Below are 26,316 nucleotides of genomic sequence, written 5' to 3' on the forward strand. Positions count from 1 at the left end.
CATCGTCCCCCGGGGTTGGCGGGAAATCAACGGAGACCGGCAGTTCTGCCACTGTCGGCGGTATCTTCGCGAGCGCAGACTTTCTGCCATGACCTGGTTCCTCGCCCTGCTGGTGGTCCTCGCCGTCTGGTCGGCGATCCGCCTCGCGATCCTCATCTCCCGCGACGGGCTCGGCTCGCGCCGCCCGCCCGCGTCCCGGGCCGCCTGGTCCGACGCCACCCACGGCCTGCCCAGCCGCCCGTTCTGACGGCGGCCGCCGGCCCTCGTCGTCCAGGACCACCCCGGACCTCCCGGTTCGCGTCCGTCCGCGACTCGCCCGCCCGGCTCGTCGGCGCATCCGCCCGACGCTGGGAGGATGGACGCCGGCAGGACGTCGGGTGCGGAGGGACGAACAGTGGGTGAGCTGCGGCTCGTGGTGATCGGCGACGAGCTCGTCGCCGGTGCGGGTGACCCGAAGGCGCTCGGGTGGGTCGGCCGCGTCACGGCGCGCACGCCTGCCCCCGACCGTCTCACCGTCCTCACGCTCGCCATCCCGGGCGAGTCGACCACCGCACTGAGCCAGCGCTGGGAGGACGAGGTCGCGCGTCGCACCGCGCCGGACGTCGACACGCGCCTGGTGATCGGGCTTGGCCGGGCCGACATCGGCGCGGGCCTGTCGCTCGCGCGCAGCCGGCTCAACCTCGCCAACATCCTCGACGTCGCCGAGCAGCGGCGGATGCCCGCGTTCGTCGTCGGCCCGCCGCCCGGCGCGACGCAGGACGGCGACAAGCTCGCCGAGCTCTCGGTCGCGTTCGCCGACGTGGCGACGCGCCGCCGCGTCCCCTACGTCGACACGTACTCCCCGCTCGCGGCGCACGAGCAGTGGCTCGCGGACCTCGCCGCGGGCGACGGCGTGCTGCCGGGCCAGGCGGGCTACGGGCTCATGGCCTGGCTCGTGCTGCACACCGGCTGGCACGCCTGGCTGGGCCTGCCCGACGACGCCGCCTGAGCGACGCCGCCGGGCGGCGGCCGCAGCCGTGACCGACCGACGTCAGCGGAGCGTCGAGCGCACCGCCGACAGCGCCGAGTCCAGCACGGTGCGCAGCGTCTCGACCGTGAGCCGCTCCACGTGGCCGTTCGCGTCGGCGCGGCGCAGCTCGGCGCGCACGTCGTCGCGGAACCGCTGGACGAGCTGCTCGGCCTCGACCCGGTGGACGTGCGAGGCCGTGTGCGCGTCGGCGTGCGAGGCCGGCGCGGCGTGCTCACGCGCCTGCTGCGCCGCCGCCGCGAGGTCGGCGCGCAGCCCGTGCATCGCGCCACGCACGTCCTCGCGCACCTGGGACGCCCGGTCACGCACGGTCTCCGCGATCCCCTGCTCGAGGTCGGCGAGGTCGCCGCGCCGCGCCTGCAGCTCGGCGAAACCCGCCTCGGTGAGCGCGTACGTGCTCTTGCGCTCCTCGTCGTACCGCGTGACCAGCCCTTCCTCCTCGAGCCGTGCGAGGCGGGGGTAGATCGTCCCGGCGCTCGGGCGGTAGGTGCCGCCGAACCGGTCCGACAGTGCGGTGATGAGCTCGTAGCCGTGCTTGGGACCGGACTCGAGCAGCGACAGCAGGTACAGGCGGAGCTGGCCGTGCGCGAAGACCGGCGCCATCATCACGCCACCTCGCCGCGCAGCACGGTCACGTGCCCGCTCACGGTGTTCGCCGAGACGTAGCACGCGCCGTCGCCCGTCGACAGGTCGACGCGGCGCTGACCGGGCGTGGCACCCTTGTGCTCCTCGCCGTCGACGACGAGGCGGCCCGAGACGGACTGCGCCTTGACGTGGACGCCCTTGCCGGCGGGCAGTCGCACGGTCACGTCGCCCGCCACCGTCGTGGCCGTGACCGACGACGTGCCCGTCGTGACGTCGAGCGACAGCGCGCCCGAGACGGTGTTGGCCTGCACCAGGGAGAGCTCGCCCGAGGCAGCCACCTCACCCGAGACCGAGTTGACCTTGAGCGGGCCGCCGTGGTCGCGCACGACGATCTCGCCCGAGACCGCGTTCGCGGACAGGCGGCCGCGCGTGCCGTCGGTGACGACCGAGCCGGAGACGGTCGAGACGGACGAGTCCTCGACGACGCCTACGAGCAGGCCGTCGGCCGAGACGGTCCCGAGCTTGACGGCGACCGAGCGCGGGATCGCGATGTGCACGTCCGCGCGGTCCTTGTCGCGGAAGTTGCGGAACTTCTCGAGGAAGCCGTCCCAGCCGGTCAGGGTGAAGCTGTAGCCCACGCGCAGCTCGCCGTTCGAGAGCGCGATCTCCAGCGGGCGACCCTCGACCGAGTGCACCTCGACACGCACGCCCGGGTCGTCGTGGGCGACGACGTCGACGCGGCCGCCGACGAGCTGCACGCGCAGCGAGTCGACGTGCTCGACCTCGATGATCTGCGGGCCGGCGACGACCCAGGACTCGGTAGCCATGATCTCTCCCCTGTCGCGATATATCTTGTCTCGGGTCACGCTATATCGCGTTGTGCATCGGGTCAAGATATATCGCGTCATCCATCCGACGGCCGGCCGACGTGGTCGACGCGGACGACGGGACGCCTCACCCCTCCGACGCTCCCGCCCCAGACCGGACCTGCGGCCCGGCCTCGGACCGGATCTCACACCGGACCTCAGGCCGGGCGCAGCATCACCGCGAGAGCCTCACCGACGAGCGTCTCGTGGGTCCCGCCCAGGCCGAGCTTCGACAGGCCGCCGCGCGCCTCCAGTACCGCGAGCCCGTGCAGCGTCGCCCAGATGGTGCGCGCGAGGCTCGCCACCGTCCGGTCGTCGGGAAGCACCCCCTCGCGCTGCGCCGCGGCGACCGCGGTGACGAGCGGCTCGAAGGTCGGCGGACCGGCGAGCGCGGGCCGGCCCTCGCGGTCGGCGAACATGATCTCGAACAGCTCCGGGTGGTCGCGTGCGAACCCGAGGTACGCGACGCCGATCCGGCGCAGCCAGGCACGCGAGCCGTCGTCGACCGCGATCGCCGCGCGCAGGCCCTCGCCGAAGATCCCGTAGCCCTCGTCGGCGAGCGCGTCCAGGATCGCGACGCGGTCCGCGAAGTGGCGGTACGGCGCCGCGCTGCTCACCCCGACGCGTCGCGCGAGCTCGCTCAGCGAGAACCCCGCCGCACCACGCTCGGCCAGGAGCTCGCGGCCCGCCGCGAGCAGAGCCGCCCGCAGATCGCCGTGGTGGTAGCTGTCTCGCGAGGTGGCGGGCATGTTGACGACACTAACATCGACCCTTATGTTGACGCCGTTCACAATGTGACGATCGTTCACATTCCTCCAAGCGCAGGGGTCCCGATGCACGAGCGACGCCCGACCACGCCCACCACCGACCCCGGCCCCGCCGACACCAGCCTCGCCGCCCCGGGCCGGATCGCCACCAGGCCCGCCGAGCCCGGGGCAGGAGACGCGCGGCCCGCGCGCCGACGACCCGCACGGCTCTCGTTCGTCGCGCTGGGCCTCGCCGCGCTCGCGATCGCCCTGATCTCGATCTCGACGTACGCGCAAGGCACGCTGCGCGAGCTCGCCGCCGACGACGCCGGCCTCGCCTCCGCGTACGCCGACGAGCCCGCGCTCGTCCAGGGCGCGCTCTACGTGCACATCGCGGCGTCCGCCTTCGCGCTCGTCGCCGGGCTCCCCCAGCTCTCGGCTCGCCTGCGGCGGCGAGCGCCGCGCGGTCACCGCGTGCTCGGCCGCGCCTACCTCGTCGCGGTAGGCGTCGGGGCGGCCTCCTCGCTCGTGATCCTGCCCGCGAACAGCGCGGGGTTCGTCGGCGTGTTCGGCTTCGGCACGCTCGCGTTCCTGTGGGTCGGCTCGGGCACGCGCGCGCTGCTCGCGATCCGCCGCGGGGACGTCGCGAGCCACGAGGCGTGGATGCTGCGGACGTACGCGCTGACGTTCGCAGCGGTCACGCTGCGCACGTGGACCGGGGTGCTCATCGCCGTGCAGCTGCCCGGCGCGGGGCCGGACCCCGACGCCGAGGCGCTGTTCATGCACGCCTACGCCGCCGTGCCGTTCCTGTGCTGGCTGCCGAACGTCGTCGTCGCCGAGTGGCTGATCCGACGCCGCGGGCTGCCGGCCTACCGGCTCAGCGCGTCACCCACGCCGCGGCGCACGGCACGGCAGGACGCGACCGTCGGCCTCGTCGTCCCGGTGGCCGCACGCCACGCGTGACACCCCACCTCGACCGACCGCGGCTCGATCAGCCGCAGTCCGATCAACCGCAGTCCGATCAACCGCAGTCCGATCAACCGCAGTCCGATCAACCGCAGCGCGATCAGGCGACGATGCCGGCCTGACGCAGCTCGACCGTGAGGTCGTGCGGGTTCGACGAGGCGGCGAGCGCCTCGTCGTAGGTGATGACGTCGTCGCGCACGAGGTTGAACAGGTGCTGGTCGAACGTCTGCATCTTGTAGTAGTCGCCCTCGCGGATCAGGTCGACGAGGGGCGGGGCGTTCTGCGGGTCGAGGATCGCCTCGGCGGTACGGCCCGTGTTCACCATGACCTCGACGGCGGGGCAGCGGCCCGTCCCGTCGGACTTGCGGACCAGACGCTGCGAGATCACGCCGCGCAGCGCCTGCGAGAGCGCGACACGCACCTGCTTCTGCTCGTGCAGCGGGAAGAAGTCGACGATGCGGTTGATCGTCTCGGGCGCGTCGATCGTGTGCAGCGTCGACAGGACGAGGTGACCGGTCTCGGCTGCGGACAGCGCCGCACGCACGGTCTCGATGTCACGCATCTCGCCGACGAGGATCACGTCCGGGTCCTGCCGCATCGCGGCACGGAGCGCGACCGTGAAGTCGGCCGTGTCCTGGCGCACCTCGCGCTGCGAGACGATCGCCTTCTTGTCGTGGTGCAGGATCTCGATCGGGTCCTCGATCGTGACGATGTTGACCTCGCGGAACGTGTTGATGAGGTCGACCATCGACGCGAGCGTCGTGGTCTTGCCCGAACCGGTCGGGCCCGTCACCAGCACCAGGCCGCGGGGCTCGAGCGCGAGCTCGCCGACCACCTCCGGGATGCCGAGCGAGCCGAGCGACTGCGCACCCACGGCTACACGCCGGAACACCAGGCCGTAGGTGCCGCGCGCCTGGTAGGCGTTCACGCGGAACCGGCCGACGCCGGACAGGGAGTAGGCGAAGTCCGCCTCGTGCGTCTCCCGGAACGTCGCGACGAGGTCGTCGGGCAGGACCTCTTCGAGCATGCGCTCGGTGTCGGCCGGGGTGAGCTCGGGGACCTGGAGCTTGCGCAGCCGGCCGTCGACGCGCACGCGCGGCGCCGAGCCGACCTTGCAGTGCAGGTCGGAGCCGCCCGTGCTGGCCAGGGCGTGCAGGAACGGGATGACGGACTGGGTCGGCGCGCTCACGTCGGAGTTCATCGGTCGCCGACATGCCCGACTTGAGGGGGTCGGGGACGTTCTCGCTGCCCAGGTGCGTCCGGCGGACGCCGTCCGGCTCATCACCGCGGGTGTGGGACGATGGCGTGCAACTCCGCGACCGACCCCAGAAGGGAAGCCCTCCATGAGCAAGCGTGGCCGCAAGCGCCGCTCCCGCGCCGGGAGCGCGTCGAACCACGGCAAGCGTCCCAACGCCTGAGCCTCGAGCTCGGCAGGGGCCTCGCCCGACGCACTGCACGAAGGCCCCGCGCACCTCTCGGTGCGGCGGGGCCTTCGTCGTCCTCGGTCCCTCGTCGTGATCGCAGCCGGTCCTGCCGCCCCGTCGACGCCGACCCGGCGCGTCAGCTCTCGGTGATGCGGACCGTCTCGGTGATGCTGATGCTCGTCAGGGTCGCGTGGATCTTGGCCCGCAGGTCGGCCGGCGCGCCCTCGTCCTTCTCCCAGCAGCGCTTGACGAGCTTCTTCACGACGAGCTCGACCTCCTGCTCGCCGAGGCACCCGTCGCAGCCCTCGAGGTGGGCCTTGACGCGCTCGGCCTCGAGCGGTTCGAGCTCGGAGTCGAGGTAGGCCCACAGCTCGGCGACGGCCTCGTCGCAGTCGCAGCCCGCCGTGGACCGGCGGGTCGCCGCGGGTTCCTCCCACGCGTCCTCGCGCAGCGTGTCGCTCTCGTTCATCACTCGCCCTCCTCCGACGAGCCCTGCGCCGACGAGCCCTGTGCCGTGCCTTGCGCCGCCGGCACCAGCCCACGCTCGCGCGCGTAGTCGGCCAGCAGCTCACGCAGCTGTCCGCGCCCACGGTGCAGGCGGGACATCACGGTCCCGATCGGTGTGCCCATGATCTCGGCGATCTCCTTGTACGCGAAGCCCTCGACGTCCGCGAGGTACACCGCGATCCGGAACTCCTCCGGGATGCGCTGCAGCGCGTCCTTGACGTCCGAGTCCGGCAGGTGGTCCAGCGCCTCCGCCTCGGCCGAGCGCAGCCCGCTCGAGGTGTGCGACGCCGCTCGCGCCAGCTGCCAGTCCTCGATCTCCTCCGAGTGCGACTGCTGGGGCTCGCGCTGCTTCTTGCGGTACGTGTTGATGTACGTGTTCGTCAGGATCCGGTACAGCCACGCCTTGAGGTTGGTCCCCGGCTTGTACTGGTGGAACGCGGCGAACGCCTTGGTGAACGTCTCCTGGACGAGGTCCTCGGCGTCCGACGGGTTGCGCGTCATGCGCAGCGCAGCGCCGTAGAGCTGGTCCAGGTAGACCAGCGCCTCGTCCTCGAACCGGGCGGCCCGCGCGGCGTCGTCCTCCGCCTCGGGGGCGCGCGTGCCGCCGTGCGGCATCGGTTCGATCTCGGGAGTGGGCTCGGCCGTCTCGTCGGCCGTCCCGGCGGCCGCGGCGGGCTCGATCGTCTCGTCGCTCATCGGTGCCGAGCCTATGCCCGCCGGGGCGTGCGCACCGCCGGGCGACCGGCCCGCGACCAGTGCGGCTGCGACCGCGCACGCGAGCGTCCCGACCGCCGCGGCGTGCGGCCCGGCGTGCGACGCGGCGGTCGTCCGGGTGCGCGATCGGGGGTGCACGGACGACCGCGCTGCGGGCGCGTGCGTCAGCTCGGGTGCCGGTGCGGCCGTCTGCTCGTGGTCGGGCGCAGCGGTCGGCGCGGCGAGGCGGGTCATGAAGGTCGTCAACGCCCGCGGTCGGCGTCCGATTCCCGCGCGCAGTAGCGTGGCATGACCGACGGACCGGCGACCGGCCGGGCCGTGCCCTGACGAAGGGGTCGCCGTGCTGCTGCGTCGCATCGCTCGTCCGCTGTTCGCCACGTGGTTCGTCTCCGAGGGGCTCGACGCGCTGCGCCACCCTGCTCCCCACGTCGCCGCCGCGCGCGCCACGCTCGACCGGCTGCAGGACGCCGTGCCCGACGCGCGCACGCACCTGACCGACGCGCAGCTCACCGCGGCGGTGCGCGCGCACGGCGGTGCGGTCGTGCTCGCGGCGACGATGCTCGCGGTCGGGCGGGCACCGCGGACAGCCGCGCTCGCGCTGGCAGGCCTGACGGCCCCGCTCGTGCTCGTCAACCTGCCCGCGCGCGGGGAGCGCACCGCGGACCCGGCGCTGCGGGCCGAGCGCCGCCAGCGCCTGATCCGCGCGCTCGCGTTCACCGCGGGCGCGGTCCTCGTCGGCGCCGACTACGAGGGCCGCCCGGGTCTGCGGTGGCGCATGGCCGACGCGCACGAGCGCCGCGTCGCGGCGCACGCGTCCGACGACGACTGACGAGCCGGACGAGGACCGCACCGAGCGTTGCGCGACCCGGGACGGCCACGTGCCCTGCCCGCCCGCTGCCGGTCACCCCGCACGAGCAGGCGGGGTGACCGGCAGGGCACGAGCAGGCAGGGCACGAGCAAGCAGGGGCGCGCCAGGTCGCGGCCGTCAGCTCACCGGCGTCGGGTCACTGCGCGCGGGCCGTCAGCACGACCTCGTCGCCGACCGTGACGCGCACGTCGGCGAGCCGGATGCCCGCAGGCAGCGCGGAGACCAGGTCGATGCGGCGCCCGTCGAACCGCTCGACCCGGCTGCGCGCCGCGACGAGCAGCCCGGCGACGACCGGGTTGCGGCTCGTGACCTTGACGTCGCTGAGCGTGACACCGAGCGCGTCGTCGACCGTGGCGGTCATGCTCGCCTCGACCGTGGCGGACAGCAGCGACTTCTTGACCTGCGCGTCGACGACGACCGCGACGCCGTTCGCGCCGGCGGGCGACAGCCGCAGGTCGAGCCGCGTGAGCTTGAGCCCGTTCGCGGCGGCGAGCTGCGTCGCGACTCGCTCGGCGGCCGCCTCGATGGCCTGCACGGGCACCGCGACGCGTGCGGCGCCCGTCACGGGGTGCGCCTCGTCGGGCTCGACGGGCGCGAGACCGAGGCGGCCGTCGGTGCCCTCGACCCACTCGAACGAGACGCCCGCGACGTCGAGCTGGAGGTCGACCCCGGCCCCGAGGACGGTGACGGGGTGCGCCTGCACGCTCAGGGCGCCGATCGTGCCGCGCTCGCGCCGCGCGGCCTCGACGGCGGCGGCGGAGGCCTGCGCCGCGCGTGCCTCGCGCGGCGAGAGCTCGACGCCGGTGAGGTCCACGTCGAGCGTCGTGATGTCCGCGCCGGCCAGCGTCGCGGAGACCTGGAGGGCTCCGGCCGACGCGGCGTCCACACCGCCGTACGTCAGCAGGGCGGTGCGCAGCCGCGCCGCGAGGTCGTCGCCCGAGGTGGGGCGAGGAAGGGAGCCGAGGGGCAGGATGTCCGGATTCTGCGTGTTCACGGCGTGAGCCTAGACCGTGCCGGCCGTGCGCCGTGGCTAGCCTGGGCGCCATGACCGCGACTCTCCCGCCGACCTCTCGCCCGCTGTGGCCCGCACCGGCCGCGACCGCGCCGCTCGACGCGCGGGTCGAGGTCCCGGGATCGAAGTCGCTCACCAACCGCTACCTCGTCCTCGCGGCGATCGCCGACGGCCCGAGCCGGCTGCGCTCGGCGTTGCTGTCCCGCGACACGCGCCTCATGGCGGCCGCGCTCGAGACGCTGGGCGTCGGTGTCGAGCTCGGCCAGGACGTCACGGTCGAGCCCGGCGCGCTGCGTGGTCACGTGACGATCGACTGCGGCCTCGCGGGGACCGTGATGCGCTTCCTGCCCGCGGTCGCGGCCCTCGCCGACGGCCCGGTCCGCTTCACGGGCGACGCCGAGGCGCTCGTGCGGCCCATGGGCCCGGTCATCCGCGCGCTGCGCGCCCTGGGCGTACGGATCGACGAGGAGGGCGAGCCGGGGCACCTGCCGTTCACGGTCCACGGTCACGGCGCGGTGCGGGGCGGGAACGTCGACGTCGACGCGTCCGGCTCGAGCCAGTTCGTCTCCGGGCTGCTGCTCGCCGCGGCACGGTTCGAGCAGGGGCTCGTCGTGCGGCACACCGGCCCGACGCTCCCCTCGCTGCCGCACATCGAGATGACGGTCGAGACGCTGCGTGCGGCGGGCGTGCAGGTCGACGACTCGCGGCCCGCGATCTGGGAGGTGGCACCGGGTCCCGTGGCCGCGCGCGACGTGCGCGTCGAGCCCGACCTGTCGAACGCCGCGCCGTTCCTGTGCGCCGCGCTGGTCGCGGGCGGCACGGTCCGGGTCCCGGGCTGGCCCGCCGCGACCACCCAGCCCGGAGCTCTCCTGCCGGGGATCCTCGAGCGCATGGGGGCGAGCACCGCGCTCGTCGGCGACGAGCTCGCGGTGACCGGCACGGGCGTCATCCGCGGTGTCGACCTCGACCTGCACGCGGCGGGCGAGATCGCCCCGACGATCGCCGCGCTCGCGGTGCTCGCGGACTCCCCCACGCGGCTGCGCGGCATCGCGCACCTGCGCGGCCACGAGACCGACCGCCTCGCGGCGCTGGCCAGTGAGATCACGCGGCTCGGCGGGCAGGCCGAGCAGACCGCCGACGGCCTGGTGATCACGCCCCGGCCGCTGTCGGGCGGGACGTGGCGCACGTACGCCGACCACCGCATGGCGACCGCCGGCGCGCTGATCGGCCTGCGCGTCCCGGGGGTCGTGGTGGAGGACGTCGCGACGACGGCGAAGACCATCCCCGACTTCGTCGGCCTGTGGGACGGCATGCTGGCAGGCGACGCGCAGCGGTGAGCCGCAGGCGGCAGTACGACGAGTCCGACGTGCGGATCAGGCCCGGCAAGGGGTCGCGACCGCGGACCAAGCAGCGCCCCGAGCACGCGGACGCCGAGCGCGCCATGGTCACGGGCGTCGACCGCGGGCGTTACGCCGTGCTCGTCGACCCGGACGGTCCCGACGAGCGGCGCACGACCGCGATGAAGGCGCGCGAGCTGGGCCGCGAGCGCGTGGTGCCGGGCGACCTCGTCGACCTCGTGGGCGACACGTCGGGCGACGACGGCACGCTCGCGCGGATCGTGCGCATCACCGAGCGACGAACCGTGCTGCGCCGCACGGCCGACGACACCGACCCGGTCGAGCGCGTGATCGTCGCCAACGCCGACCAGCTCGTCATCGTCACGGCCCTGGCCGATCCCGAGCCGCGCACACGCATGATCGACCGCTGCGTCGCCGCGGCGTACGACGCCGGCATGGACGCCCTGCTCGCGCTCACGAAGGCAGATCTGGCGGACCCCGCCGAGCTCGTGCGGATGTACGAGCCGATCGGCGTGCGCGTGGTCGTGACGCGCATCGAGGGGTCGGGCGACGACCGCACGATCCACGGCCTGCCCGAGCTGCGTGCGGCGCTCGCGGGTCGTACGTCGGTGCTCGTCGGGCACTCGGGTGTGGGCAAGTCGACGCTGGTCAACGCGCTCGTGCCCGACGCGCGTCGTGCGACGGGTGCGGTCAACGTCGTCACGGGCCGCGGTCGGCACACGTCCACGTCCGCGATCGCGCTGCGCGTGCCGGCGCAGGTGGACGAGGCCCCCACATGGGTGATCGACACACCGGGCGTGCGATCGTTCGGGCTCGCGCACGTCGAGCCGGACCACCTGCTGCAGGCGTTCGCCGACCTCGCGCAGGTCGCGGCGCAGATGTGCCCGCGGGGCTGCACGCACGCGGCGGACTCCCCCGACTGCGGCCTCGACGAGTGGGTCGAGGCGAGCGCGGACGACGACGAGCGAGCCGCACGCGCGGCGCGTGTGGACTCGTTCCGCCGCCTGCTGGCGAGCCGCCTGGGCACGGCCGACGCCGACGCGGCGCCGTCGTCGTGACGCTCACGCGCACGCGGCGCCCACTACGGTGAGCGCATGAGCCTGCGGACCGGGTACGACGACGACCTGCGCCTCGCCCACGTGATCGCCGACCAGGTCGACGCCCTGACCATGTCCCGGTTCAAGGCGCTGGACCTGAAGATCGAGACCAAGCCGGACCTCACGCCCGTCTCGGACGCGGACCGTGACGCCGAGGCCCTGATCCGCTCGCAGCTGTCCCGCACGCGTCCGCGCGACGCGGTGCACGGCGAGGAGATGGCCGACACCGGCCACGGCCCGCGCCGCTGGGTCGTCGACCCGATCGACGGCACCAAGAACTTCGTGCGCGGCGTGCCCGTGTGGGCGACGCTCATCGCGTTGCTCGACGGCGACCAGGTGGTCGTCGGGCTGGTCAGCGCGCCGGCGCTCGGCCGCCGCTGGTGGGCCGCGCAGGGCTCCGGCGCATGGACCGGGCGCTCGCTGTCGCAGGCCACACAGATGCACGTGTCGAAGGTCGACCGGCTCGAGGACGCGTCGTTCTCGTACTCGAGCCTGACGGGCTGGGAGGAGCGCGGACGGCTCCCGCAGGTGCTCGACCTCATGCGCACGGTGTGGCGGACGCGCGCGTTCGGCGACTTCTGGTCGTACGTGCTCGTCGCGGAGGGTGCGGTGGACGTCGCCGCGGAGCCCGAGCTCGCGCTGCACGACATGGCGGCGCTGGTCCCGATCGTCACCGAGGCAGGCGGGCGGTTCACGTCGGTGGGCGGCGCGCCGGGTCCGTTCGGCGGGTCGGGCGCGGCGTCCAACGGCCTGCTGCACGACGAGCTGCTCGCGCGCCTCGACCTCGCGGACGACTGAGCGGCACGCGGGTGACCGACGGGGGCGATGACTGGCGCGGCGACCTGCACCGGGCGCGCTCGACGTCGTTCGGTCGCAGCGTGGACGCCTACGCCGCAGCACGCCCGTCCTACCCGGGCGACGCGGTCGCGTGGCTCGTGCCGGACGACGCGCGCGATGTCGTGGACCTCGGCGCCGGGACGGGCAAGCTCACCGCGGGTCTCGCGGCGCGCGGGGGTCTGCGCGTGACGGCCGTCGAGCCCGACGACCTCATGCGCGGCGTGCTGGCCGCCGCGCTGCCGACCGTCACGGCCGTCTCAGGGACCGCCGAGGCCACGGGCCTGCCCGACGCGAGCGCGGACCTCGTGACCGTGGGTCAGGCGTGGCACTGGTTCGACCCGCTGCCTGCGACGCACGAGGTCCGACGCGTGCTGCGGCCGGGTGGCCGGCTGGCCCTCGTGTGGAACGTGGTGCTCGAGGGTGAGCTCGATTGGGCGGACGCCTACTTCGAGATCGTGCACCGGGGCGACACGCTCGACTACTCGCGTACGCAGGATCCCGTCGTGGGACCGGGTCTCGGCCCGTGGGAGCGCGCGTCCTTCGCGTGGCGGCGCACCATCCGGCCCGACGAGCTGCGGCGGCTGGCCGCGAGTCGCAGCCACCTCATCGCGATGTCCCCGCCCGATCGGGACGCGCTGCTCGCGGAGGTCGACGCGCTGTGGCGCACGCACCCGGACCTGGTCGGACGGGAGTGGGCCGAGCTCCCCTACGTCACCCGGTGCTGGCGCGCCTCGACCACGTGACCGTCGGCCCGTCGGGCCGACAACTTCTGTTTTCTTGACAACGCGCCCTTTCGGTGCGACGGTGGCGGCATGCTCGACGTCGCCGTCATCGACGACCCCGCGGTCGCGGAGGTCGCCCTGGACCCCACCCGCGCGCGCCTGCTCGCCGCGCTCACCGCGCCCGGCTCCGCGACCACGCTCGCGGCCGACCTGGGCCTGACCCGCCAGCAGGTGAACTACCACCTGCGCACGCTCGAGTCGCACGGGCTCGCGACCCTCGTCGACGAGCGGCGGCGCGGCAACATGACCGAGCGCGTGCTGCAGGCCAGCGCCGCGTCCTACGTCATCTCGCCCGGCGCGCTCCCCCAGGTCGCCCCCGACCCCGAGCGGCTGCGCGACCAGCTCTCCGCGCAGTGGATGCTCGCGCTGGGCGCACGGCTCGTGCACGAGGTCGGCACGCTCCTGAGCGGCGCGCAGGCCGCGGGTCAGCGCCTGGCGACGTACGCGGTCGACGGCACGGTCAGGTTCGCCTCCGCGGCGGACCGCGCACGCTTCGCCGACGAGCTCGGCGCGGCCCTGACCGACCTCATCGCCCGCTACGACGCGCCGGGCTCCGACGGCGGCCGCGACCACCGCCTCGTCGTCGCCCTGCACCCCGCGCTCAAGCCAGGCCCTGGCCCGGCCGTCGAGCAGCCCACCCACCGGTCCACCGCACAGCCCGCCGCCGTGACACCGCACGGCGGCACCGAGACGAAGGAGCACCGCCGTGCGTGAGTTCGAGATCTCCCGTGAGACGTCCCTCGACGCGAGTCAGGCCGAGACCTGGGCCGCGATCACCACCGGCTCGGCCGGCTGGCTCTGGCCGCAGCCCGAGCTGGCGCAGGGGGCGCCCGGAGCCGGCGGTCCCGTCGTCGAGTGGGACCCGCCGCACCGCTGGGTCGGCTACGAGACGCGCGAGGACGGCTGGTACAACCGCCTCGAGGCGCAGGTCACCGCGCGTGAGGACGGCGGCTCGACGCTGCGCTGGGTGCACAGCGGGATGTTCGTCGACGACTGGGACGACCAGTACGACGGCGTCAGCCAGCACACCGAGTTCTACCTGCACACCCTGCTGCAGTACCTCGCCCACTTCCGCGGTCGCGACGCGGTCTGGACCCACGTCGAGGCTCCGGTCGGCGGCCCCGGCGGAGCACCCGACGCGCTCGACGTGCTCCGCACCGCGCTCGGGGTCCCCGCCGACGTCGCCGCGGGCGACGAGGTCACCGTCGCGCTCCCGGACGGCCCGACGCGCGTCGTCGTCGACTACGTGCACCCGCACTTCCTGGGGCTGCGCACCGACGACGCGCTCGTGCGCGTGTTCGGCCGCAACGCGTTCGGGCACGTCGTGGGCGTCGCCGTGCACGACTTCGCCGCCCAGCCCGCGTCGTCCGACGACACCGCGGCCGCCTGGACGAGCCTGCTCGCGCACACCTACGGCGACTGAGCGCCGGCCGCTGCCGGCCTGGGCGCTCGGGCTCAGGCGAGCCCGAGCACGCTCGGGAGCTCGTCGAGCGACCGGATGACGTGCACGCCCGTCACCGTCGACTCGTCGACCGGGCGACGGCGCGCGCCGGGCCGGTCGAGCCAGACCCCGACGAGGCCTGCGTCGCGCGCAGCGAGCGCGTCGACGTCCGCCTCGTCGCCCACGTACGCCGTGCGCGCCGGGTCGGTGCCGAGCCGGCGGCACGCCTCGAGGAACACGCGTGGGTCGGGCTTGCCGACGCCGAGCGTGTCGACGCCGACGAGCATCGGCACGCGGTCGAGGAGACCGGCCTTCTCGAGCTTCGCGGACTGCAGAGGCGTCGCGGCGTTCGAGAGCGCGCCGACCGCGATCCCGGCGGCGAGAAGCGTCTCGAGAGCGGCCTCGGTCTCGTGGTGCGCGGCCCACGCGGCACGGAAGCCCTCGTCGAACACCGCGTTCCAGGCCGTGAACGCGTCCTCGTCGAGCGGCTCGCCGCCGAACGCGGCGTGCAGGTCGTTCGCGCGCATCATCTTCTGGTGCAGGTAGGTGTCCTGCCCCGAGGTGTACCGGCGGTAGCGCGCGTGCGGGTCGGCGCGCCACATCGCGACGACGTCGCGCAGGCGCGTCTGCGCCTCGTCGTCCGGCAGCGGCGGCAGGTACGCCGCGACGACGCCCGTGAGCGCCGCCTCGAACGCCGTCCGGGTGTCGACGATCGTGTCGTCGATGTCGAACAGCACGCCGTCGACGAGCAGGTCGCGCGTGCTCGTCGGACCGTCACCGGCGCGACCCGTCGCGGCGTCCGTCGCGGTGTCCGTCACGCCGGTCGCCGTGCTGCTCGTCGTCACAGCGACGCGCGCAGCGCCGCGATGCGCGCCAGGGTCGACTCCTTGCCCAGCAGCTCGAGCGACTCGAACAGCGGCGGCGAGACCCGCCGACCCGTCACGGCCACCCGCAGCGGCGTGTAGGCGAAGCGCGCCTTGATCCCGAGCCCGCCCTCGTCGACGAGCGCGGCCTGCAGCGCGGCCTGCGTCGCCTCGGTGGTGAAGCCGTCCGCGGGGAGCGCGCTCAGCACGTCGGCCGCCGTCTCCAGCACCTGCGGCGACTCGGGCCGCAGCGCCTTGCGCCCGTCCTCCTCGACCTGCAGCGCGTCGTCGGCGACGAACAGGAAGCCGAGCATCCCGACCGCCTCACCCAGCAGCGTCATGCGCTCCTGGACGAGCGGTGCGGACGCCGTCAGCAGGTCGCGGTGCTCCGGTGAGAGGTCCGCGAACGAGTCCGCGGGCACGAGGCCCGCGCGGTGCAGGTACGGGACCAGGCGGTCGCGGAAGTCCTCCGGGGCGAGCATGCGCACGTGCGCGGCGTTGATCGCCTCGGCCTTCTTGAGGTCGAACCGCGCCGGGTTCGGGTTGACGTCGTGCACGTCGAACGCTGCGACGAGCTCGTCGACCGTGAAGATGTCGCGGTCCGCGGACAGGCCCCAGCCCAGCAGCGACAGGTAGTTCAGCAGGCCCTCGGGCGTGAACCCGTTCTCGCGGTGCAGGAACAGGTTCGACTCGGGGTCGCGCTTCGAGAGCTTCTTGTTGCCCTCGCCCATGACGTACGGCAGGTGGCCGAACTCCGGCATGACGGTCGCGACGCCCAGGTCCAGCAGCGCGCGGTACAGCACCACCTGACGCGGCGTGGAGGACAGCAGGTCCTCGCCGCGGAGCACGTGCGTGATGCCCATGAACGCGTCGTCGACCGGGTTGACCAGCGTGTACAGCGGGTGACCGTTCGCGCGCACGATGACGTAGTCCGGGACCGAGCCGGCCCTGAACGTCACGTCGCCGCGGACCAGGTCCGTGAACGTGATGTCCTCGTCGGGCATCCGCACGCGGATCACCGGCTCGCGACCCTGCTCGCGGTAGGCGGCCTTCTGCTCCTCGGTGAGGTCACGGTCGAAGCCGTCGTAGCCGAGCTTCGGGTCGCGGCCCGCGGCACGGTGGCGCGCCTCGATCTCCTCGGGCGTGGACCACGACTCGTACGCGTAACCGCCAGCGACGAGCTTCGCGACGACGTCGCGGTACAGGTCGTAGCGCTGCGACTGCCGGTACGGCTCGTGCGGGCCGCCCACCTCGACGCCCTCGTCCCAGTCCAGCCCGAGCCACCGCAGCGCGTCGAGGAGCATGTGGTAGCTCTCCTCGGAGTCACGCGCCGCGTCGGTGTCCTCGATGCGGAAGACGAACGTGCCGCCCACGTGGCGCGCGTACGCCCAGTTGAACAGCGCGGTCCGGACCATGCCGACGTGCGGCAGACCGGTCGGGGACGGGCAGAAGCGGACACGCACGGCGGAGCCGTCGACAGCGGGGGTGGTCACGGGTCCAGGGTAGTCGGGCGCCCCGGGCTCAGTGGCGGCGCAGCACCGGGTTGCGCAGCACGCCGGCCCTTCGCGACCCTCGGGATGTCGGGTCAGTGGCGGCGCAGCACCGGGTTGCGCAGCACGCCGATCTCCTCGACCTCGCACTCCACGACGTCACGGTCCACGATCGCGCCGACGCCCGCGGGCGTCCCGGTGAGGATCACGTCACCCGGCAGCAGCGTGAAGACCTCGCTGACGTACGAGACGAGGTACGCCGCGTCGAACAGCATCTGCGACGTGCGGCCGTCCTGGCGGGGCTCGCCGTTGACGCGCGAGCGCACCGCGAGGTCGTCGACGTCCAGCCCGGGCACGATCCACGGGCCGATCGGGCACGAGCCGTCGAAGCCCTTGGCGCGGGCCCACTGCGAGTCGCTGCGCTGGATGTCGCGCGCGGTGACGTCGTTGGCCACCGTGAACCCGAAGACCTGGTCGAGCGCGCGCTCGGGCGGCACGTCCTTGGTGACCTTGCCGATGACGATCGCGAGCTCGGCCTCGTACGAGACCTCCTCGGTCCAGTCGGGCAGGACGATCGGGTCGTCGGGGCCGATGACGGCGGTGTTCGGCTTGAGGAACAGCAGCGGCTGCGTGGGGACCTCGTTGCCCATCTCGGCCACGTGGTCGGCGTAGTTGCGGCCGACGCCCACCACCTTCGAGCGCGGGATCACGGGCGCGAGCAGGCGGACCGAGTCGTCGTCGAGACGGACGCGCTCGCCCGTGGCCTGCACGGGCGTGTAGATCGGGTCGCCCGTGATGACGACGAGCTCCTCGGAGCCGGGCTCGCCCTCGACCAGGGCGAAACGGGGGTCGGAACCAGTGGTGAACCTCGCGATGCGCACCGGCTCAGCCTACGGGCGCTGCGGGCGTGTCACGCGCGGGCGACGACCTCGCCGTGCAGCACCGCGAACCAGCCGTCGGGCTGGCGACCCCACTCGTGCCACGCGTCGGCGAGCTGCTCGAGCCCCACCTCGTCGGCCAGGCCGTGGTCGATCGCCTGCTTGGCGAAGTTCGACGCGACGCAGCGGTCCGCCCACAGGCCCGACCACCACGTGCGGTCCTCGGGAGTCGCGTAGCACCACACGCCGGCGCTCGGCGCGATGCCCTCGGGGTCGAACCCCGCGGCGCGCACCCAGCTCACCAGGCGCCGGCCGGCGTCGGCCTCGGAGCCGTTCGCCTGCGTGACCTCGTGGTAGAGCGCCGACCACTCCTCCAGCCCGGCGGACGCGGGGTACCAGGTCATGCCGGAGTAGTCGGAGTCGCGGACGGCGACGATCCCGCCCGGTCGGGCGACGCGGCGCATCTCGCGCAGCGCCGCGACCGGGTCGGTCAGGTGCTGCAGCACCTGGTGCGCGTGGACCACGTCGAACGAGTCGTCGTCGAACGGCAGGTGGTAGGCGTCCGCGACCTCGAACGTCACGTCGAGCGAGCCGGCCTCGGCCGCCGCCTTGCGCGCGATCTCGACGACCGCCGACGACGCGTCGATCCCGACGACGGCGCCCGGTGCGACCCGCTGCGCGAGGTCGATCGTGAGGTTGCCCGGGCCGCAGCCGACGTCCAGCAGGCGCGCCCCGGGCTCGAGCGCCGGGAGCAGGTAGGCCGCGGAGTTCTCCGCGGTGCGCCACCGGTGGGAGCGCAGCACGGACTCGTGGTGCCCGTGCACGTAGACGTCGTTGCTGGTGCTCACACGCGAGGGTAGGCCCGGCACCCCGGGGGTGATCAAGGCACGGGACGCCGCGGCCCATCATGCGAGACACCGGCCACGCCGCACGACGATGACGCCGCGCCCCTCGTCGTCGGCCGTACGGTCGGAGCGTGCAGCGCCTCACGGGTATCGACGTCGCGCGCGGCCTGGCCGTCCTCGGCATGGTCACGGCGCACGTCGGACCCGACGCGCCCGGGCGCACCACGCCCGCGGACCGTGTGCTGGAGCTCGCCGACGGACGCTCGTCGGCGCTCTTCGTCGTGCTCGCGGGGGTCTCGCTCGCCCTCATGTCCGGTGGACAGGTGCCCGTGAGCGGTCGGGACCTGCGTCGCGCACGCGTCCGCGTGTCCGCCCGCGCGGTCGTCGTGCTGCTCGTCGGCCTGGTGCTCGACTCGCTCGACACCCCGATCCTCGTGATCCTGCCGACCTACGCGGTCCTGTTCCTCGCCGGGTGTCTCGTGCTGCGGTGGTCCGTGCGTGCGCTCGTCGTGGCGGCGGCGGTCCTCGCTGTCGTCGGGCCGCTCGTGCGGGACGCGGTCACGCTCGGCGGCGGGCCGCAGGGGCCGGGCATGAGCCTCGACCTGCGCGACCTGCTCGTCGGCCCGCACTACCCCGCGCTCGTCTGGTTCGCCTACCTGCTGGCGGGTCTCGCCCTCGGACGCGGGGACCTCGCGTCACGTGCGGTGCAGCGACGCACCGCACTCGTCGGCGCCGTGCTCGCGGTGGTCGGCTACGGCGGCGGCTGGGTGGCCCGCCTCGCGGTGGGCGACGCCGCGCTCGCCTCGACGCAGCCGCACTCGTCGACGACGTTCGAGGTCGCGGGCAACACGGGCGTCGCGCTGCTCGTCGTCGCGGCCAGCCTCGCGCTCGCGCCGCGCGCGCCCCGCCTGCTCGCGCCGATCGCCGCGGTCGGCGCGCTCGCGTTCACCGCGTACACCACGCAGATCCTCGTCGTCGCGGCGGTCGGGCCCGAGATCGTCTGGGAGCCGCTCGTCACGTCGTGGGTCGTGTTCGTCGTCGCGACGACCCTGGTCTGCTGGGGGTGGCGCACGTGGCTGGGGCGCGGACCGCTCGAACGCGTCCTGCACGGCGTCTCGACCGCGGTCGCCGAACGGCTCGTGCCGCGCGAGGTCGAGGCCCGGGAACCGGGCTGATCACGGCGTCGGCGACGGTCAGGCCAGCGCGAGGACCGCGGCCACCACCGTGACCAGCGGGATCGTCCCCTGGTTGGCTGCGGCGCGCAGCATCCTGCGGTCGGAGGCGGCCAGCACGATCGCCGCCGCGAGCATCGACCCGCACGCGAGCAGCACGAGCCCGAGGCCCACCGTGCGCGTCCCCTCACCGAGCGCGAGCAGTGCGCCGGCGGCCGCACCGATCGCGAGGAACAGGTTGTAGAAGCCCTGGTTGAACGCCCACGGCGCGACCGCGTCGACGTCCTGCGGCTTCGTCGCGAACCGTCGGTGCACGTCCGGGCGCCGGAACAGCACCGCCTCGAGCACGAAGATCACGACGTGCAGCACCGCGGACAGCAGCGCGAGAACCGCGGCGACGACGACCATGCCCGCCAGCATGCCAGCGACACGCACGTCGCGTCTGCCCACACCTCGGCAACGGACCCGAGGCGTGCCGGGCCCCGGGCGTGGGCTCCGTACCCTGGAGGCGTGACCGCCCCGCAGGCCCAGGCCCCCGCGCTCGTCGTGCTCCCGCACGAGACGTGGGCCGCGTCGGCGCACGCGCACGCCGAGCGCGCGGACGCGTTCACCGCCGGTCACCGCGAGCGCCGCTCCCGCCAGGAGCGGCACGCGATCGAGGACTTCCTGTTCGAGTACTACCCCACCAAGCCCGCGCTGCTGCGCCGCTGGCACCCCGGCGCGGGCGTCGCGCTCGCGCCTGGTCCCGACGGCCCCGCCCCGCACGCCGCGTGGCGCTGGTACACCGTCGACGACGAGGGTCGCACGCACCTCGACGTCGCGGCGTTCCTCGCGGACCGCGGCAGCACCGTCGCGTACGTCGAGCAGCTCGTCGGCGCCACCGCCTCCCGCCCTGCCGCGACCGGCTGCTTCGGGCTGCACGAGTGGGCGATGGTCTACCGCCAGGACGCGCACCGGCACCCGCTGCCGCTGCGGCTCGGGCAGGACGGCACCGACGCCGTCGTCGAGGGGCACCGCATCCGGTGCACGCACGTCGACGCCTTCCGCTTCTTCACGCCGCAGGCCGCGCCCCGCAACACCCTGCAGCCCACGCGCGAGACGCAACCGGCGCTCGAGCAGCCGGGGTGCCTGCACGCGAACATGGACCTCTACAAGTGGGCGCTCAAGCTGGGCCCGCTCGTGCCCGGCGACCTGCTGCTCGACACGTTCGAGCTCGCGCGCGAGATCCGGTGCACCGACATGGAGGCCTCGCCGTACGACGTGTCGTCCTACGGCCTGGCGCCCGTCGCGATCGAGACCCCGGACGGCAAGGCGGAGTACGTCCGCCGGCAGCGCGACTACGCGGTCCGGTCGCGCGACCTCCGCGCGCGTCTCCTGGCGGCGTGCGGCGCCGCGCGGAGCGAGGCACCGCCGCACGCGGCCGATCACGGACCTCGTCGACGGGTCGGCCGACCCGGGCCCTAGGGACCATTCCTCGTCATCACACGTTCGCTTCAATGAGTGCGGCAACGTCGCCACCAGGCGGCGCCCTGCGGCACCCCGGAGCAGTGATGTCCCAGGTCTTCGTCTTCCTCGCAGCGCAGCCCGTGCTGCTCCTGTTCGTCGTGATCGGCGTGGGTTCCGCCGTCGGGCACATCAAGGTGCGGGGGGTCGGGCTGGGCGCGGCCGCCGTGCTCCTGCTGTCGATCGGAGTCGCGGCCTGGTCCGCGTCGTACGGGACGCACCTGGAGATCCCCGAGGAGATCGGCACGCTCGGGCTCGCGCTGTTCACGTTCTGCGTCGGCCTCGTGTCCGGGGCGACGTTCTTCTCGTCCCTGCGGCGCAGCCTCGGGCCGATCCTCGCGGTCGCGGGCGTGCTCGTCGCCAGCGCGGTCCTGGCCGTCGGGACCGGCAGCGTGCTGCACCTGGACAAGGCGGTGGTCGCCGGGTCGTGGGCCGGTGCCGTGACCAACACGCCCGCGCTCGCCGCGGCACGCGACGCCGCGGGCGACGCCACGGGCCCGACCATCGGCTATGCCGTGACCTACCTGTTCGGGGTCGTCGGGATGCTGATCGCCGTGTCCGTCGCGCTGCGGCACCGGGACAAGGACGCGGACGCGCCGCCGACGCTCGTGAGCCGCACGGTGCGTGTCGAGGTCGCCGACCGCCCGCGCATCCAGGACCTCGAGGAGCTGCACGGTGAGCGCATCAAGTTCTCCCGCGTGCGGCACGGCGAGACGTCCCCGATCCGCCCGGCCGACGCCACCGACCTCCTGCTGCTCGACGACCTGGTGACCGTCGTCGGGCCCAGCGACGAGATCGACGCCGTGACGCGCGAGCTCGGCCACGCGTCGTCGCACCGGCTCGAAGCCGACCGGATGTACCTCGACGTGCGGCGCATCACCGTGTCCGCGGAGCACGCCGCGGGACGCACCGTGGCCGAGCTCGACCTCGTCGGCCGGTTCGGCGCGACGGTCTCGCGCGTGCGGCGCGGCGACGTCGACATGGTCGCCACGGACGACCTGCAGATCCAGCTCGGCGACCGCGTCCGCGTGATCGCGCCCCGCGAGCGCATGGCCGAGGTCTCGAAGTGGTTCGGCGACTCCTCGCGCGGGCTGTCCGACATCATGCCCGTCGTCCTGGGCCTCGGCATGACGGTCGGCATCCTGCTCGGCGCCATCCCGTTCCCCGTCGCGGGCGGCGAGTTCAAGATCGGCTCCGCGTTCGGCACCCTGCTCGTCGGGCTCGTGCTCGGCAGGATCGGGCGCATCGGCCCGGTGGTGACCGCGATGCCCTACACCGCTGCGCAGGCCATGTCCGAGCTCGGTCTGCTGATCTTCCTCGCGCAGGCCGGCTCGCGGGCCGGCGCCCAGATCGGCGCGGCCTTCACGTCGGGCGAGTGGCTGCGGATCCTCGTCCTCGGCGTCGTCGTCACGAGCTTCGTCTCGACCGGCCTGTACGTCGTCATGCGGCGCGTGTTCCAGGTCGGCGGGACGCGGCTGTCCGGGATCATGGGCGGCGCCCAGACCCAGCCGGCGATCCTCGCGTTCGCCAACGGACGCACGCAGTACGACGCCCGCGTGGCTCTCGGGTACGCGCTCGTCTACCCGGCGGCGATGATCACCAAGATCGTCGTGGGGCGCATCCTCGGCGGTCTCTGAGCCGGCTCCGGATCCGGCCGCGGCAGGCGCTCAGGTGCGCGACGGGGCGGGCGCGTCCCGGTCGCGCGAGACGCGACGCGCGTCGTCCGGGCCGAGCACGAACCGGATCCCGCGCGTCACCACGTGGCCACCGGCGGTCGCCGCCGCGCGGCGTACCCGCCCGACGCGCCGCAGCCCGAGCTCCTCGACAGCCCACGCGGGCAGCGTCGCGACAGCCGCGCCGCTGAGCAGCGCGTAGCCCGCCCGCATCGCCGACGGCACGGGCGGCTCGTCGAGCAGGAACCGCGCGGTGTCCCGCGCCTGCTCGCCGGCCGCGAGCGCCGGGCGGAAGCCCTCGAGAGCGGCGGCGAGGTCCGGGACCGTCTCCGGCAGGTCGTCGGCACCGAGCGCCCGTCCGACGACCGCGGCGTCTCGCAGGTACGCGTCGGCGCCGGCCGCGTCGAGCGGGCGCCGCCCGAACTGCTGGTGCGCGCGCAGGAACGAGTCGACCTCCGCGACGTGCACCCAGCGCAGCAGCTCGGGGTCGTCGGCGCGGTACGGCACACCGTCGGGCGTGCGGCCGCGCACGCGCGCGTGCACCGCGCGGACCCGGTCGACCGCCGCCTGCGCGTCGTCGGCGGTGCCGAACGCGGTGACCGCCAGGAACGTGCTCGTGCGCGCCAGCCGGCCCCACGGGTCCCCGCGGTAGCCCGAGTGGCCCGCGACGCCCGCCATCGCGGCCGGGTGCAGGGACTGCAGAAGCAGCGCGCGCAGGCCGCCGACGAACATCGACGCGTCGCCGTGCACGCGCCGGATCGCCGCGTCGGGCGCGAACCACCGTGGCCCGGGCGTGCCGTGGATGCGCTCGCGGCTCTCCAGACCGTCGGGACCTGCCACGCGCAGGAACAGGGCGGTGCCCACGCGGGTGCGCCACGACTCGAGGATCATCACCCCATCCTGCGACGGGGTGCGCGCAGGCGCGCGCGGCGGGACGCCGGCGTCCAGCGGGCCCCTGCCGTACCTCAGGTCCTGACGTCCAGGGACTCCGGACCGACCAGACGCCGCAGGGCCGACAGCACCGCGGCCGGCGTGACCGCGCCGACGAGCACGCCGTCGGCGTGCACCGTAGCGCTCGTCACGCCGTCGCGTGCGAGCACGTCGAGGACCTCGCCGAGCTCGTCGCCGAGCCGTACGACGGGGGCGTCGGGCTGCGCCACGGTCGCGGGGTCCAGGTCGTCGCGCTGCAGGCGTCCGAGGGCCAGGAGGCGAGCCGTGCGGCCGCGGCCGACGAGGTCGGCGACCGCCGGGGTCGCGGGGCGGGCGACGATCTCGAGCGGGGCCGCGAGCTGCTCGACGTGCCCGCCCGCGCTCATCACGGCGACGCGCCCCGCCATCCGCACCGCCTCGTCGATGTCGTGCGTCACGAGCATGACGGTGGTGCCGAGCTCGCGCTGGATGCGCGCGAACTCGTCCTGGAGCCGGCGGCGACCCACCGGGTCGACCGCGCCGAACGGCTCGTCCACGAGCAGGACGGGCGGGTCGGTCGCGAGCGCGCGCGCCACGCCGACGCGCTGGCGCTCGCCGCCCGACAGCTCGTGCGGGTAGCGGCGGGCGTACCGGTCGGGGGCGAGCCCGACGAGCTCGAGCAGCTCGGCGACGCGGGTGCGGGTGCGCGTGCGGTCCCAGCCGAGCAGCCGGGGCACGGTCGCGACGTTCTGCGCGACCGTGCGGTGCGGGAACAGGCCCACGTTCTGGATCACGTAGCCGATGCGGCGCCGCAGCTCGACGACGTCGAGCGCCGCGACGTCACGGCCCTCGACGAGCACGCGCCCGCTGGTCGGCTCGACCAGCCGGTTCACCATGCGCAGCGTGGTCGACTTGCCGCATCCCGACGGGCCGACGAGCACGAGGACCTCGCCCGTGCGCACGTCGAGCGAGAGGTCGTCGACCGCGGCCGGTCCCCCGCCGCTCGACGACGAGCCCGCGGCGTACGACTTCGCCGCGTGCTCGAACCGGATCGCCCACTCGTCGCTCACGCGTCGGACGCTAACGGTGCGCACCGACAACCGCGACTGCCCCGTTCGCGTCGCCGTCGCAGGTCACCGTCGTCAACGTGGCTGCGGGCACCGTGCCGGGACCCGCTCGCGCCGGCGAGCACGCTCGCCGGGCGCGTGTCGGAGGGCGGGTCTACGTTGCCTCCCATGTCCGCGACCGACGCACCACCGAACCCGTGGTTCTCGTGGGACTACGTCGCGCGCAACTGGGGCGACATCGAGCGTGCGCTGACCCAGCACGTGTCGCTCACGGTCCAGGCAGTGGTGCTGGCCCTCGTCGTCGCGCTGCCGCTGGCCGGTCTCGCGCACCTGCGTCCGCGCCTCGCGGGGCCCGTCGTCGGGACGGCGGGCGTCCTGTACACCGTGCCGTCGCTCGCGCTGTTCGCGCTCCTCGCGCCGTACACGGGGATCGGGCGCACGACCGTGCTCATCGGGCTCGTGCTGTACGCGCTGCTCGTGCTCGTGCGCAACGTCCTCGTCGGGCTCGCGGGGGTCGACCCGGCCGTGACCGACGCGGCCCGCGGCATGGGCTACGGACGCGTGCGCATGCTGCTGCAGGTCGAGCTGCCCCAGGCGCTGCCGAGCATCGTCGCGGGTGTGCGCGTCGCAACGGTGACGACGGTCGCGCTCGTGACCGTCGGGGTGGTCGTCGGGTACGGCGGGCTCGGCCAGCTCATGTTCCGCGGGTTCCGCAGCGACTACCACGCCGAGATCATGACCGCGACGGTGCTGTGCGTGCTGCTCGCGCTGGTCGCGGACCTGCTCGTCGTGCTCGTCGGGCGACTGCTGACCCCCTGGCGCTCCGCGCGCGACCGGCAGGCGGCGGCCGCGTGAGCCCCCGCGTCGACGGCCCCACGGAGCGCCGGACCGATGCCCGGACGAGGGGGCGCGTGTGGACCTGCTGACGGAGGCCTTCGCCTGGCTCAACGACCCGCTCAACTGGACGGGACGCAACGGCGTGCTCGCCCTGACCGCCGCCCACGTCCAGGTGACGCTGGTCGCCGTGCTGCTGGCGGCGGCGGTCGCCCTGCCCGCGGGCGTCGCGCTCGGGCACGCGCGGCGCGGCGGGACGCTCGGCGTGGTCGTGGCGAACACGACGCGCGCGCTGCCGACGCTCGCCCTGCTCACGCTGCTGGCCTCGGCCGGACTGTTCGGCAACACCGCGACCGTGCTCGCGTGTGCGGTGTTCGCCGTCCCACCGCTGCTCACCAACACCGTCACCGGGCTGGCCGGCGTCGACCGGGACGTGCTCGACGCGGCGCGCGGCCTCGGGATGAGCGGGCCGCGACGGCTCTGGCTCGTCGAGCTCCCGCTCGCGGTGCCGCTCGTCGCCGCGGGCGTGCGCACCGCGGTGGTCCAGGTGCTCGCGACCGTGCCGCTCGCGGCGCTCGTCGGTGGCCGCAGCCTCGGGTCGGTCGTCGTGTCCGGTTTCGCGACACAGCGGTACGGACAGGTGCTCGCCGGCGGTCTGCTCGTCGCCGCGCTGTGCCTCGTCGCCGAGGGTCTCCTCGCGCTCGCCCAGCGCACCGTGACCCCGAGGGGCGTACGAGAAGCCGCGGGGCGGGGCCGGCGCCCCCGGCGTGGGCTGACCGCCGCCGACCCCGTCCCCGCTGTTGCCACGGCGCGCGGTCCCGGTTCGAATGGGATCACGCGATGACCGCACCG

General features: G+C 74.3%; 30 protein-coding genes. 16 read left to right on the plus strand and 14 right to left on the minus strand.

Features of this window, described 5'->3' with window-relative positions:
* Positions 1–88 precede the first annotated feature (88 nt).
* Both CPE01_RS16275 and CPE01_RS01380 read left to right on the plus strand, forming a co-directional pair.
* A complete protein-coding gene (locus CPE01_RS16275) occupies positions 89–247 on the plus strand; it encodes a hypothetical protein (protein ID WP_186811355.1) in 159 nt (52 codons plus the stop codon).
* A gap of 147 nt (positions 248–394) precedes the next feature.
* Positions 395–988 (plus strand): GDSL-type esterase/lipase family protein, encoded by a 594-nt coding sequence (locus CPE01_RS01380; protein ID WP_146804837.1) that lies wholly within the window; start codon positions 395–397, stop codon positions 986–988.
* Between the two features lie 42 nt (positions 989–1,030).
* Here the strand turns inward: CPE01_RS01380 and CPE01_RS01385 are convergent, their stop codons facing one another.
* The 3 genes from CPE01_RS01385 to CPE01_RS01395 all read right to left on the minus strand — a co-directional run bounded on the left by CPE01_RS01385 (position 1,031) and on the right by CPE01_RS01395 (position 3,227).
* A complete protein-coding gene (locus tag CPE01_RS01385; RefSeq protein WP_371861962.1) occupies positions 1,031–1,633 on the minus strand; it encodes a PadR family transcriptional regulator in 603 nt (200 codons plus the stop codon).
* Positions 1,633–2,439, minus strand: a complete 807-nt coding sequence (locus tag CPE01_RS01390) for a DUF4097 family beta strand repeat-containing protein (protein WP_146804838.1) — start codon at positions 2,437–2,439, stop codon at positions 1,633–1,635. Before CPE01_RS01390 ends, CPE01_RS01385 begins: the two co-directional genes overlap by 1 nt.
* 197 nt (positions 2,440–2,636) lie before the next feature.
* Positions 2,637–3,227: a TetR/AcrR family transcriptional regulator gene (locus tag CPE01_RS01395; protein ID WP_146804943.1), complete on the minus strand. Its 591-nt coding sequence runs from the start codon at positions 3,225–3,227 to the stop codon at positions 2,637–2,639.
* Positions 3,228–3,311: 84 nt separating this feature from the next.
* On the opposite strand from CPE01_RS01395, the gene CPE01_RS01400 reads away from it, so the two are divergent.
* Positions 3,312–4,187 (plus strand): DUF2306 domain-containing protein, encoded by an 876-nt coding sequence (locus CPE01_RS01400; protein WP_146804839.1) that lies wholly within the window; start codon positions 3,312–3,314, stop codon positions 4,185–4,187.
* Positions 4,188–4,290: 103 nt separating this feature from the next.
* Here the strand turns inward: CPE01_RS01400 and CPE01_RS01405 are convergent, their stop codons facing one another.
* A complete protein-coding gene (locus CPE01_RS01405) occupies positions 4,291–5,379 on the minus strand; it encodes a type IV pilus twitching motility protein PilT (protein ID WP_222592847.1) in 1,089 nt (362 codons plus the stop codon).
* A gap of 154 nt (positions 5,380–5,533) precedes the next feature.
* Between CPE01_RS01405 and CPE01_RS16990 the strand changes: the two genes are divergently transcribed.
* Positions 5,534–5,608, plus strand: a complete 75-nt coding sequence (locus tag CPE01_RS16990; protein WP_369796588.1) for a 50S ribosomal protein bL37 — start codon at positions 5,534–5,536, stop codon at positions 5,606–5,608.
* 142 nt (positions 5,609–5,750) lie between these two features.
* Here CPE01_RS16990 and rsrA read toward each other — a convergent pair whose 3' ends face one another.
* On the minus strand, positions 5,751–6,083 hold the full coding sequence (gene rsrA / locus CPE01_RS01410; protein ID WP_146804841.1) for a mycothiol system anti-sigma-R factor: 333 nt from the start codon (positions 6,081–6,083) through the stop codon (positions 5,751–5,753).
* Positions 6,083–6,817 carry a sigma-70 family RNA polymerase sigma factor gene (locus CPE01_RS01415; RefSeq protein WP_281285089.1) on the minus strand — a complete coding sequence of 245 codons (735 nt, stop codon included), beginning with the start codon at positions 6,815–6,817 and terminating at the stop codon, positions 6,083–6,085. The genes rsrA and CPE01_RS01415 overlap by 1 nt, the downstream gene beginning before the upstream one ends.
* Before the next feature lie 358 nt (positions 6,818–7,175).
* On the opposite strand from CPE01_RS01415, the gene CPE01_RS01420 reads away from it, so the two are divergent.
* On the plus strand, positions 7,176–7,664 hold the full coding sequence (locus CPE01_RS01420; RefSeq protein ID WP_146804842.1) for a DoxX family membrane protein: 489 nt from the start codon (positions 7,176–7,178) through the stop codon (positions 7,662–7,664).
* Positions 7,665–7,839: 175 nt separating this feature from the next.
* Here CPE01_RS01420 and CPE01_RS01425 read toward each other — a convergent pair whose 3' ends face one another.
* Positions 7,840–8,697, minus strand: a complete 858-nt coding sequence (locus CPE01_RS01425; RefSeq protein WP_146804843.1) for a hypothetical protein — start codon at positions 8,695–8,697, stop codon at positions 7,840–7,842.
* Positions 8,698–8,747: 50 nt separating this feature from the next.
* Here CPE01_RS01425 and aroA point away from each other — a divergent pair, with 50 nt between their 5' ends.
* The 6 genes from aroA to CPE01_RS01455 all read left to right on the plus strand — a co-directional run bounded on the left by aroA (position 8,748) and on the right by CPE01_RS01455 (position 14,212).
* Positions 8,748–10,052: a 3-phosphoshikimate 1-carboxyvinyltransferase gene (aroA, locus tag CPE01_RS01430; RefSeq protein WP_146804844.1), complete on the plus strand. Its 1,305-nt coding sequence runs from the start codon at positions 8,748–8,750 to the stop codon at positions 10,050–10,052.
* Positions 10,049–11,131 carry a ribosome small subunit-dependent GTPase A gene (rsgA, locus tag CPE01_RS01435; RefSeq protein WP_146804845.1) on the plus strand — a complete coding sequence of 361 codons (1,083 nt, stop codon included), beginning with the start codon at positions 10,049–10,051 and terminating at the stop codon, positions 11,129–11,131. Before aroA ends, rsgA begins: the two co-directional genes overlap by 4 nt.
* Before the next feature lie 36 nt (positions 11,132–11,167).
* On the plus strand, positions 11,168–11,968 hold the full coding sequence (hisN, locus tag CPE01_RS01440; RefSeq protein WP_146804846.1) for a histidinol-phosphatase: 801 nt from the start codon (positions 11,168–11,170) through the stop codon (positions 11,966–11,968).
* 80 nt (positions 11,969–12,048) lie between these two features.
* Positions 12,049–12,750 carry a class I SAM-dependent methyltransferase gene (locus CPE01_RS01445; RefSeq protein ID WP_246783655.1) on the plus strand — a complete coding sequence of 234 codons (702 nt, stop codon included), beginning with the start codon at positions 12,049–12,051 and terminating at the stop codon, positions 12,748–12,750.
* 69 nt (positions 12,751–12,819) lie between these two features.
* Positions 12,820–13,503, plus strand: coding sequence for a winged helix-turn-helix domain-containing protein (locus CPE01_RS01450; RefSeq protein ID WP_146804848.1), 684 nt, complete (start codon positions 12,820–12,822; stop codon positions 13,501–13,503).
* Positions 13,496–14,212, plus strand: coding sequence for an SRPBCC domain-containing protein (locus CPE01_RS01455; protein WP_146804849.1), 717 nt, complete (start codon positions 13,496–13,498; stop codon positions 14,210–14,212). The genes CPE01_RS01450 and CPE01_RS01455 overlap by 8 nt, the downstream gene beginning before the upstream one ends.
* A 32-nt stretch (positions 14,213–14,244) precedes the next feature.
* Here the strand turns inward: CPE01_RS01455 and CPE01_RS01460 are convergent, their stop codons facing one another.
* The 4 genes from CPE01_RS01460 to CPE01_RS01475 form a co-directional block, all read right to left on the minus strand.
* A complete protein-coding gene (locus CPE01_RS01460; RefSeq protein ID WP_146804850.1) occupies positions 14,245–15,048 on the minus strand; it encodes an HAD family hydrolase in 804 nt (267 codons plus the stop codon).
* Positions 15,049–15,071: 23 nt separating this feature from the next.
* Positions 15,072–16,586 carry a glutamate--tRNA ligase gene (gene gltX, locus CPE01_RS01465; RefSeq protein WP_146804851.1) on the minus strand — a complete coding sequence of 505 codons (1,515 nt, stop codon included), beginning with the start codon at positions 16,584–16,586 and terminating at the stop codon, positions 15,072–15,074.
* 92 nt (positions 16,587–16,678) lie between these two features.
* The gene (locus CPE01_RS01470) at positions 16,679–17,464 is read right to left on the minus strand and encodes a fumarylacetoacetate hydrolase family protein (RefSeq protein ID WP_146804852.1); all 786 of its coding nucleotides are present in this window, start codon (positions 17,462–17,464) and stop codon (positions 16,679–16,681) included.
* 29 nt (positions 17,465–17,493) lie between these two features.
* Entirely contained in the window at positions 17,494–18,309 is an 816-nt protein-coding gene (locus CPE01_RS01475) for a methyltransferase domain-containing protein (RefSeq protein WP_146804853.1), read from the minus strand.
* Positions 18,310–18,437: 128 nt separating this feature from the next.
* Between CPE01_RS01475 and CPE01_RS01480 the strand changes: the two genes are divergently transcribed.
* Complete coding sequence (locus CPE01_RS01480) at positions 18,438–19,481, plus strand: heparan-alpha-glucosaminide N-acetyltransferase domain-containing protein (protein ID WP_146804854.1); 1,044 nt, start codon at positions 18,438–18,440, stop codon at positions 19,479–19,481.
* Positions 19,482–19,499: 18 nt separating this feature from the next.
* Here CPE01_RS01480 and CPE01_RS01485 read toward each other — a convergent pair whose 3' ends face one another.
* Positions 19,500–19,913: a DUF1304 domain-containing protein gene (locus CPE01_RS01485; RefSeq protein WP_307723664.1), complete on the minus strand. Its 414-nt coding sequence runs from the start codon at positions 19,911–19,913 to the stop codon at positions 19,500–19,502.
* Between the two features lie 75 nt (positions 19,914–19,988).
* Here CPE01_RS01485 and CPE01_RS01490 point away from each other — a divergent pair, with 75 nt between their 5' ends.
* Both CPE01_RS01490 and CPE01_RS01495 read left to right on the plus strand, forming a co-directional pair.
* Positions 19,989–20,942: a 3-methyladenine DNA glycosylase gene (locus CPE01_RS01490; protein WP_371861963.1), complete on the plus strand. Its 954-nt coding sequence runs from the start codon at positions 19,989–19,991 to the stop codon at positions 20,940–20,942.
* A gap of 86 nt (positions 20,943–21,028) precedes the next feature.
* Positions 21,029–22,618, plus strand: a complete 1,590-nt coding sequence (locus CPE01_RS01495) for an aspartate:alanine exchanger family transporter (RefSeq protein WP_146804855.1) — start codon at positions 21,029–21,031, stop codon at positions 22,616–22,618.
* Positions 22,619–22,648: 30 nt separating this feature from the next.
* Here the strand turns inward: CPE01_RS01495 and CPE01_RS01500 are convergent, their stop codons facing one another.
* Entirely contained in the window at positions 22,649–23,545 is an 897-nt protein-coding gene (locus tag CPE01_RS01500; protein WP_146804856.1) for an oxygenase MpaB family protein, read from the minus strand.
* Between the two features lie 74 nt (positions 23,546–23,619).
* Positions 23,620–24,633 (minus strand): ABC transporter ATP-binding protein, encoded by a 1,014-nt coding sequence (locus CPE01_RS01505; RefSeq protein ID WP_146804857.1) that lies wholly within the window; start codon positions 24,631–24,633, stop codon positions 23,620–23,622.
* A gap of 165 nt (positions 24,634–24,798) precedes the next feature.
* On the opposite strand from CPE01_RS01505, the gene CPE01_RS01510 reads away from it, so the two are divergent.
* Both CPE01_RS01510 and CPE01_RS01515 read left to right on the plus strand, forming a co-directional pair.
* Positions 24,799–25,485: an ABC transporter permease gene (locus CPE01_RS01510; RefSeq protein ID WP_146804858.1), complete on the plus strand. Its 687-nt coding sequence runs from the start codon at positions 24,799–24,801 to the stop codon at positions 25,483–25,485.
* A 58-nt stretch (positions 25,486–25,543) separates the two neighbouring features.
* Entirely contained in the window at positions 25,544–26,308 is a 765-nt protein-coding gene (locus CPE01_RS01515) for an ABC transporter permease (RefSeq protein ID WP_146804859.1), read from the plus strand.
* The last annotated feature ends 8 nt before the right edge of the window (positions 26,309–26,316 follow it).

It is taken from the genome of Cellulomonas persica (assembly GCF_007989825.1).
In the GTDB taxonomy this organism is placed as follows: domain Bacteria; phylum Actinomycetota; class Actinomycetes; order Actinomycetales; family Cellulomonadaceae; genus Cellulomonas; species Cellulomonas persica.